The sequence below is a fragment of the Saccharothrix sabaoui genome (assembly GCF_051756985.1).
GTDB lineage: Bacteria > Actinomycetota > Actinomycetes > Mycobacteriales > Pseudonocardiaceae > Actinosynnema.
In genome coordinates this window covers 23,564-29,563 of the sequence record NZ_JBPKJK010000116.1, presented here as the reverse complement: position 1 = coordinate 29,563, position 6,000 = coordinate 23,564, and the positions used below count along the sequence as shown (strand labels likewise).

Annotated in this window: 6 protein-coding genes; 5 read left to right on the top strand and 1 reads right to left on the bottom strand. The window is 74.7% G+C overall.

Annotated features, from left to right (window positions below):
• Both ACR807_RS29200 and ACR807_RS29195 read left to right on the top strand, forming a co-directional pair.
• Nucleotides 1-1,049, top strand: a 1,049-nt coding sequence (locus ACR807_RS29200; protein ID WP_438924659.1) for a sensor histidine kinase, incomplete at its 5' end; no start/stop codon positions are given.
• 277 nt (nucleotides 1,050-1,326) lie between these two features.
• Nucleotides 1,327-2,055 carry a CAP domain-containing protein gene (locus ACR807_RS29195; protein WP_438924658.1) on the top strand — a complete coding sequence of 243 codons (729 nt, stop codon included), beginning with the start codon at nucleotides 1,327-1,329 and terminating at the stop codon, nucleotides 2,053-2,055.
• Here the strand turns inward: ACR807_RS29195 and ACR807_RS29190 are convergent.
• A complete protein-coding gene (locus tag ACR807_RS29190; RefSeq protein WP_438924657.1) occupies nucleotides 2,028-2,519 on the bottom strand; it encodes an Lrp/AsnC family transcriptional regulator in 492 nt (163 codons plus the stop codon). The genes ACR807_RS29195 and ACR807_RS29190 overlap by 28 nt on opposite strands.
• 132 nt (nucleotides 2,520-2,651) lie before the next feature.
• On the opposite strand from ACR807_RS29190, the gene ACR807_RS29185 reads away from it, so the two are divergent.
• Genes ACR807_RS29185 through ACR807_RS29175 form a run of 3 tightly spaced genes read left to right on the top strand, consistent with a single transcriptional unit; the run spans nucleotide 2,652 to nucleotide 5,936 of the window.
• Nucleotides 2,652-3,725 (top strand): thiamine pyrophosphate-dependent dehydrogenase E1 component subunit alpha, encoded by a 1,074-nt coding sequence (locus ACR807_RS29185; RefSeq protein ID WP_438924656.1) that lies wholly within the window; start codon nucleotides 2,652-2,654, stop codon nucleotides 3,723-3,725.
• The gene (locus ACR807_RS29180; RefSeq protein WP_438924655.1) at nucleotides 3,722-4,717 is read left to right on the top strand and encodes an alpha-ketoacid dehydrogenase subunit beta; all 996 of its coding nucleotides are present in this window, start codon (nucleotides 3,722-3,724) and stop codon (nucleotides 4,715-4,717) included. Before ACR807_RS29185 ends, ACR807_RS29180 begins: the two co-directional genes overlap by 4 nt.
• Entirely contained in the window at nucleotides 4,710-5,936 is a 1,227-nt protein-coding gene (locus ACR807_RS29175; RefSeq protein ID WP_438924654.1) for a dihydrolipoamide acetyltransferase family protein, read from the top strand. Before ACR807_RS29180 ends, ACR807_RS29175 begins: the two co-directional genes overlap by 8 nt.
• Nucleotides 5,937-6,000 lie beyond the last annotated feature (64 nt).

Below are 6,000 nucleotides of genomic sequence, written 5' to 3'. Positions count from 1 at the left end.
CCGGCGAGGTGGTCGGCGTGCCGGTGGCCACCGACGAGCAGCTCACCTCGGCGCGCGGGCAGGGGCGGGCGTTCACCGAGGCGATCCCGGCGGGCCGCGTGCACCTGCAACCGGTGCTGCTGGACCGCGACCGGGTCGCCGTCGTCGAGGCGTTCGTGCCCGAGGCCGAGCTGTCGCGCGGCGTGGACCAGGCGCTGTTCGCGCTCAGCGGCGTGGCCGTGTCCCTGGTGCTGGCCTCCGTGCTCGTCGCCGACCGCCTCGGGGCGCGCGTCGTCAAGGCCGCCAAGGCCCTCGCCGAGGGCGCCCGCGGCATGGGGCGGGGCGACCTCGCCACCCGCGTCACGCCCAGCGGGCCGCCCGAGCTGCACGACGCGGGCGGCGCGTTCAACCGCATGGCCGACCGCATCGGCCAGCTCGTCGCCGCCGAGCGCGAGGTCCTCGCCGACCTGTCGCACCGGCTGCGCACCCCGCTCACCGCGCTGCGGCTGGACTCCGAGACGCTCGGCGCGGACAGCAACGCCAACCGCGTGCGCCAGGCCGTGCACGCCCTCGAACGCGAGGTCGACGAGCTCATCCGGGCCGCCCGCCGCCAGCTCGACGACCCCGGCGGCAGCCGCTGCGACGCCGCGGAGGTCGTGCGCGACCGCCTGGTGTTCTGGTCGGCGCTGGCCGACGACCAGCAGCGGCTGTGGAACCTGCGCGGCACCGAGCGCAGCGCGCTGGTCCCGCTGACCCGCAGCGACCTCGCCGCGGCCATGGACGCCCTGCTGGGCAACGTCTTCCGGCACACCCCCGAGGGCACCGGGTTCGTCGTCGCCCTGTTCCACCGGTCCGACCTGGTGGTGGTCGTCGTCGAGGACGCCGGGCCCGGCATCGACGACCTGGAGTCGGCGCTGCGGCGCGGCAGCAGCGGCGCGGGCTCCACCGGGCTGGGCCTGGACATCGCCCGCCGCGCCGCCGAGGCCACCGGCGGCTCGCTGGTCGTGGACCGGGGCCCGCTCGGCGGCACCCGCGTGCAGCTGCGGCTCGGCCGGGTCGACGGGGCCTGATCCCCGCGTGCCCCCGCGCCGGGCGCCGCAGTGTCCGCCCACCCGGCTTGCGCGCACCTTGTGCGAGGTTTAAATATTCCTTAAAAAATGATTCGTTGACAATTCTCGGGAACTCGATAGGCTTATTTTGGAATTGAGGTCGACCGCAGCGCTCCCAACCTGCCTGGTCCCGCTCGGTTCCCTGTTCGGTGCGACGACCGCAGGGCGTTACCCTGCACAAAGCGTCCATGCGGTCGTCGCGCCCGAAATGCCGTCGAATGCAGATCGAGGTTGCCGCGTGTCGCGCAAGAGTCGAGTTCTGCCCCTGCTCGCCGTCGTCGCCGGACTGGGCCTGACCGGGTGCGAGCACCCCGACGGGCTGGCCCTGGTCGCGGCGAGCGCGAGCGTCGGGGTGAGCGCCGCCCCGCGCACCGACGGCTTCGCGCAGCCCACCACCCCGACGCCCTCCGCGACGTCGGTGCCGGCGTCCGACGCCGCCCCGACGACGACCACCACGACCGAGACCGCGACCTCGACGACCGGGCAGCCGCCCACGACCACCCGGCCCACGACCACCCGGCCCCCGGCGCCCCGGCCCGAGGCGCCGGCACCCGCGCCCGAACCGGCCGCGCCGGTCCGGACCGAGGTCGAGCCGGCCGAGGCGAAGGTCGTGGAGCTGACCAACGCCGAGCGCGCCGCCAACGGCTGCCCCGCCCTGACCGCCGACGACCGGCTCGGCCGGGCCGCCCGCGCGCACAGCGCCGACATGGCCGCGCGGAACTACTTCTCGCACACCTCGCTCGACGGCCGCTCGTTCGTCGACCGGGTCAAGGCCGCCGGCCACCCCGGTCCCGGCGCGGAGAACATCGCCGCCGGCCAGCGCACCGCCGAGGCCGTCGTCAAGGGCTGGATGGAGTCACCCGGCCACCGGGCGAACATCCTCAACTGCGAGCTCAAGACCCTCGGCGCGGGCATGGCGCGCGGCGGTTCCTACGGCACCTACTGGACCCAGAACTTCGGCTGGTGACCGTCGCCCCCGGCGGGCAGCTCGTCCAGCACCAGCACCGTGTGGCTGGAGGTCACGTCCGGCATCGTCTGGAGCCGCGACAGCACCAGGTCGCGCAGGCTGTGCGCGTCCGGGGCGCGCACCAGCAGCACCAGGTCGTAGTCGCCCGACACCAGCGCGCCGTGCCACACCTCGGGGATCTCCATCACCCGCTGCCGCACGGCCTTCCACGAGTGCTGGCTGATCTTGAGGTAGACGTAGGCCGAGATGCCGAAGCCGTAGCGCTCCGGGTCGACCACCGCCGCGTACCCGGTGACGACGCCGTCCCGGTGCAGCCGCTCCACCCGCGAGTACGCGCTGGCGCGCGAGATGTGCAGCTTCTCGGCCAGCGCGCGCATCGACATCCGCCCGTCCGCGCGCAGCGCCTCCACGATGCGCCGGTCGAGCGCGTCGAGCGGTGCCGAATGTCCAGCCCTGGCCGTCATGCGGTCGACGATAACCCGCCCGCGCGGCCGTTCGTCCAGGAAAACCGCCCGGACCTGGATCATTGGCCGGTGTGACGCGGACCATGCCCTCCATCTCGCAACCCGAGACACCGTGAGACACCGGAGGAGCCCATGGCCCGCACCCGCGCGCCCGAGCGGACGTTGCTGCCCAGCGAGGAACCGCTGTCGCTGCTGCGCGAGGACGGCTCGCCGGTCGGGGACCCGCCGCTGGCGATGCCCGACGACGACGTGCTCGTGGAACTGCACCGGCGGATGGTCGTCGGCCGCCGCTTCGACACCCAGGCCACCGCGCTGACCAGGCAGGGCCGGCTGGCCGTGTACCCGTCGTCGCGCGGGCAGGAGGCGTGCGAGGTCGGCGCGGTGCTGGCGCTGCGCGAGCGGGACTGGCTGTTCCCCACCTACCGCGACTCGGTCGCCCTGGTCACCCGGGGCGTCAGCCCGCTGGGCACCCTCACCCTGCTCCAGGGCGGCTGGCACCTCGGCTACGACCCCTACGAGCACCGCGTCGGCCCCCAGTGCACGCCGCTGGCCACCAACACGCTGCACGCCGTGGGCTTCGCGCACGCCGCCCGCGTCAAGGGCGAGGACACCGCCGCGCTGGTGATGCTCGGCGACGGCGCCACCAGCGAGGGCGACACGCACGAGGCGCTGAACTTCGCCGGCGTGTGGAACGCGCCCGTGGTGTTCCTGGTGCAGAACAACGGCTACGCGATCAGCGTGCCCCTGTCCAAGCAGAACGCCGCGCCGTCGCTGGCGCACAAGGGCGTCGGGTACGGCGTGCCGTCCGTGCTGGTCGACGGCAACGACGTGGCCGCCGTGTACGCGGTGGTGCGCGACGCCCTCGCGTCCGGCGGGCCGACGTGGATCGAGGCGGTCACCTACCGGATCGAGGCGCACACCAACGCCGACGACGCCTCCCGCTACCGCGACCCCGCCGAGGTCGCCGCGTGGCTCGCCCGCGACCCGGTCGACCGGATCGAGGCGTACCTGACCTCGCGGGGCCTGCTCGACGACGCCCGCCGCGAGGCCGTCGCCGCCGAGGCCGAGGAGTTCGCCGCGCACACCCGCGCGGTGATGAACGCCGACGTTGCCCACGACCCGGCGGAGCTGTTCGAGCACGTCTACGCGACCACGCCCGCGCACCTGCGCGAGCAGGCCGCCGCGCTGCGGGAGGAATTGGCATGACCGCCCTGTCCATGGCGGGCGCGCTGAACAAGGCCCTCGCCGACGCCCTCGACGCCGACCCCGGCGTGCTGGTGTTCGGCGAGGACGTCGGCGCGCTCGGCGGCGTGTTCCGGGTGACCGACGGGCTGGCCGCGCGGTTCGGCGACACGCGGGTGTTCGACACGCCCCTGGCCGAGTCCGGCATCGTCGGCACCGCCATCGGCATGGCCATGAACGGGCTGCGGCCCGTGGTGGAGATGCAGTTCGACGCGTTCGCCTACCCGGCGTTCGAGCAGATCACCAGCCACCTGGCGAAGATGCGCAACCGCACCCGCGGCCGGGTGGGGCTGCCCGTCGTGATCCGCGTGCCCTACGGCGGCGGCATCGGCGGCGTCGAGCACCACTGCGACTCGTCCGAGGCGTACTACACGCACACGCCGGGGCTGCGCGTCGTCACGCCCGGCACCCCCGACGACGCCTACCGGCTGCTGCGCGACGCCATCGACTCGCCCGACCCGGTGATCTTCCTGGAGCCCAAGCGCCGCTACTGGGCCAAGGGGGAGCTGACGTCGACCGCGGTGGGGTTCGACCGGGCGCTCGTGCGGCGGCCCGGCCGCGACGTCACGCTCATCGCCTACGGCCCCATGGTGGTCACCGCGCTGGAGACCGCCGACGCCGCCGCCGAGGAGGGCTGGGACGTCGAGGTCGTCGACCTGCGGTCGCTGGCGCCGTTCGACGACGAGACGGTGTGCGCGTCGGTGCGCAAGACCGGCCGGGCGGTGGTCGTGCACGAGGCGGCCGGGTTCGGCGGGTACGGCGCGGAGGTCGTCGCCAGGGTCACCGAGCGCTGCTTCCACCACCTGCACGCGCCCGTGCTGCGGGTCACCGGGTTCGACATCCCCTACCCGCCGCCGAAGCTGGAGGAGCACCACCTGCCGTCGGTGGACCGCGTGCTGGACGCGATCGCCCGCCTCCAGTGGGACGACGAGGTCGTGGGGAGCGCCCGTGCCTGACTTCCGCCTGCCCGACCTCGGCGAGGGCCTGACCGAGGGCGAGATCGTCACCTGGCTGGTGTCCGTGGGCGACCGGGTGGCCGTGGACCAGCCCGTGGTCGAGGTCGAGACCGCCAAGGCCGTCGTCGAGGTGCCGTGCCCGTTCGAGGGCGTGGTCAGCGCCCGGTACGGCGAGCCGGGGGAGAAGCTGGCCGTCGGCTCCGTGCTGCTGTCCGTGGGTGCCCCGTCGGACGGGGCGCCCGAGTCGTCGGAGTACTCGGGCAACGTGCTGATCGGCTACGGCACGTCCGACGCGCCCCGCCGACGCCGCCGCACGTCCCGCACCCCCGCCGCGCCCGCCGTCCCCGCGGCGCGCACGGCACCCGAGGAGGCCGCCCTCCCGACCGCTCCCGCCGCCCTCCCGACCGCCCCCGCCGTCATCTCGCCGATCGTGCGGCAACTGGCCCGGGAGAACGGCCTGCCGCTGGACCGGGTCGAGGCGACCGGCCCGAACGGCGTCATCCGCCGCGCCGACGTGGAACGCGCCCTGGCCGCCCGCACCGCGCCGGCCGCGGGTCGGCGCATCCCGCTGAAGGGCCTGCGGGGCGCGGTGGCGCGGAAGCTGGCCACCTCGCGGCGCGAGATCCCCGAGGCCACCGTGTGGGTCGACGTGGACGCGACCGGCTTCCTGGCCGCCCGCGCCGCGCTGCCGTCCGTGTCGCTGCTCGCGCTGCTGTCCCGCTTCACCGTGCTGGGGCTGAAGAAGTTCCCCGAGCTGAACTCGCGCGTGGAGGGCGACGAGGTCGTCGTGCTCGACGAGGTGCACCTCGGCTTCGCCGCCCAGACCGACCGCGGCCTGGTCGTGCCCGTCGTGCGCGACGCCCACACCCTCACCACCGCCGAGCTGGCCACCGCGATCACCGCGCACGCCGGCGCGGCCCGCGAGGGCTCCCTGCCGCCCGCCGCGCTGACCGGCGGCACGTTCACGGTCAACAACTACGGCGTGTTCGGCGTGGACGGCTCGGCGGCGATCATCAACCACCCGGAGGCGGCGATCCTGGGCATCGGCCGCATCATCGACCGGCCGTGGGCGGTGGACGGGCAGCTGGCCGTGCGCAAGGTGGCGCAGCTGACCCTGGCGTTCGACCACCGGGTGTGCGACGGCGGCACGGCGGGTGGCTTCCTGCGCTTCGTGGCCGACTGCGTGGAGTCCCCGGTCACCGCGCTGGCCGGGATGTAGGGGGACGCGCGCCGGCTGCCGCCCTTGAGGTGACCTCCATTGCGCCCGCCGGTGCGCGTCCGGT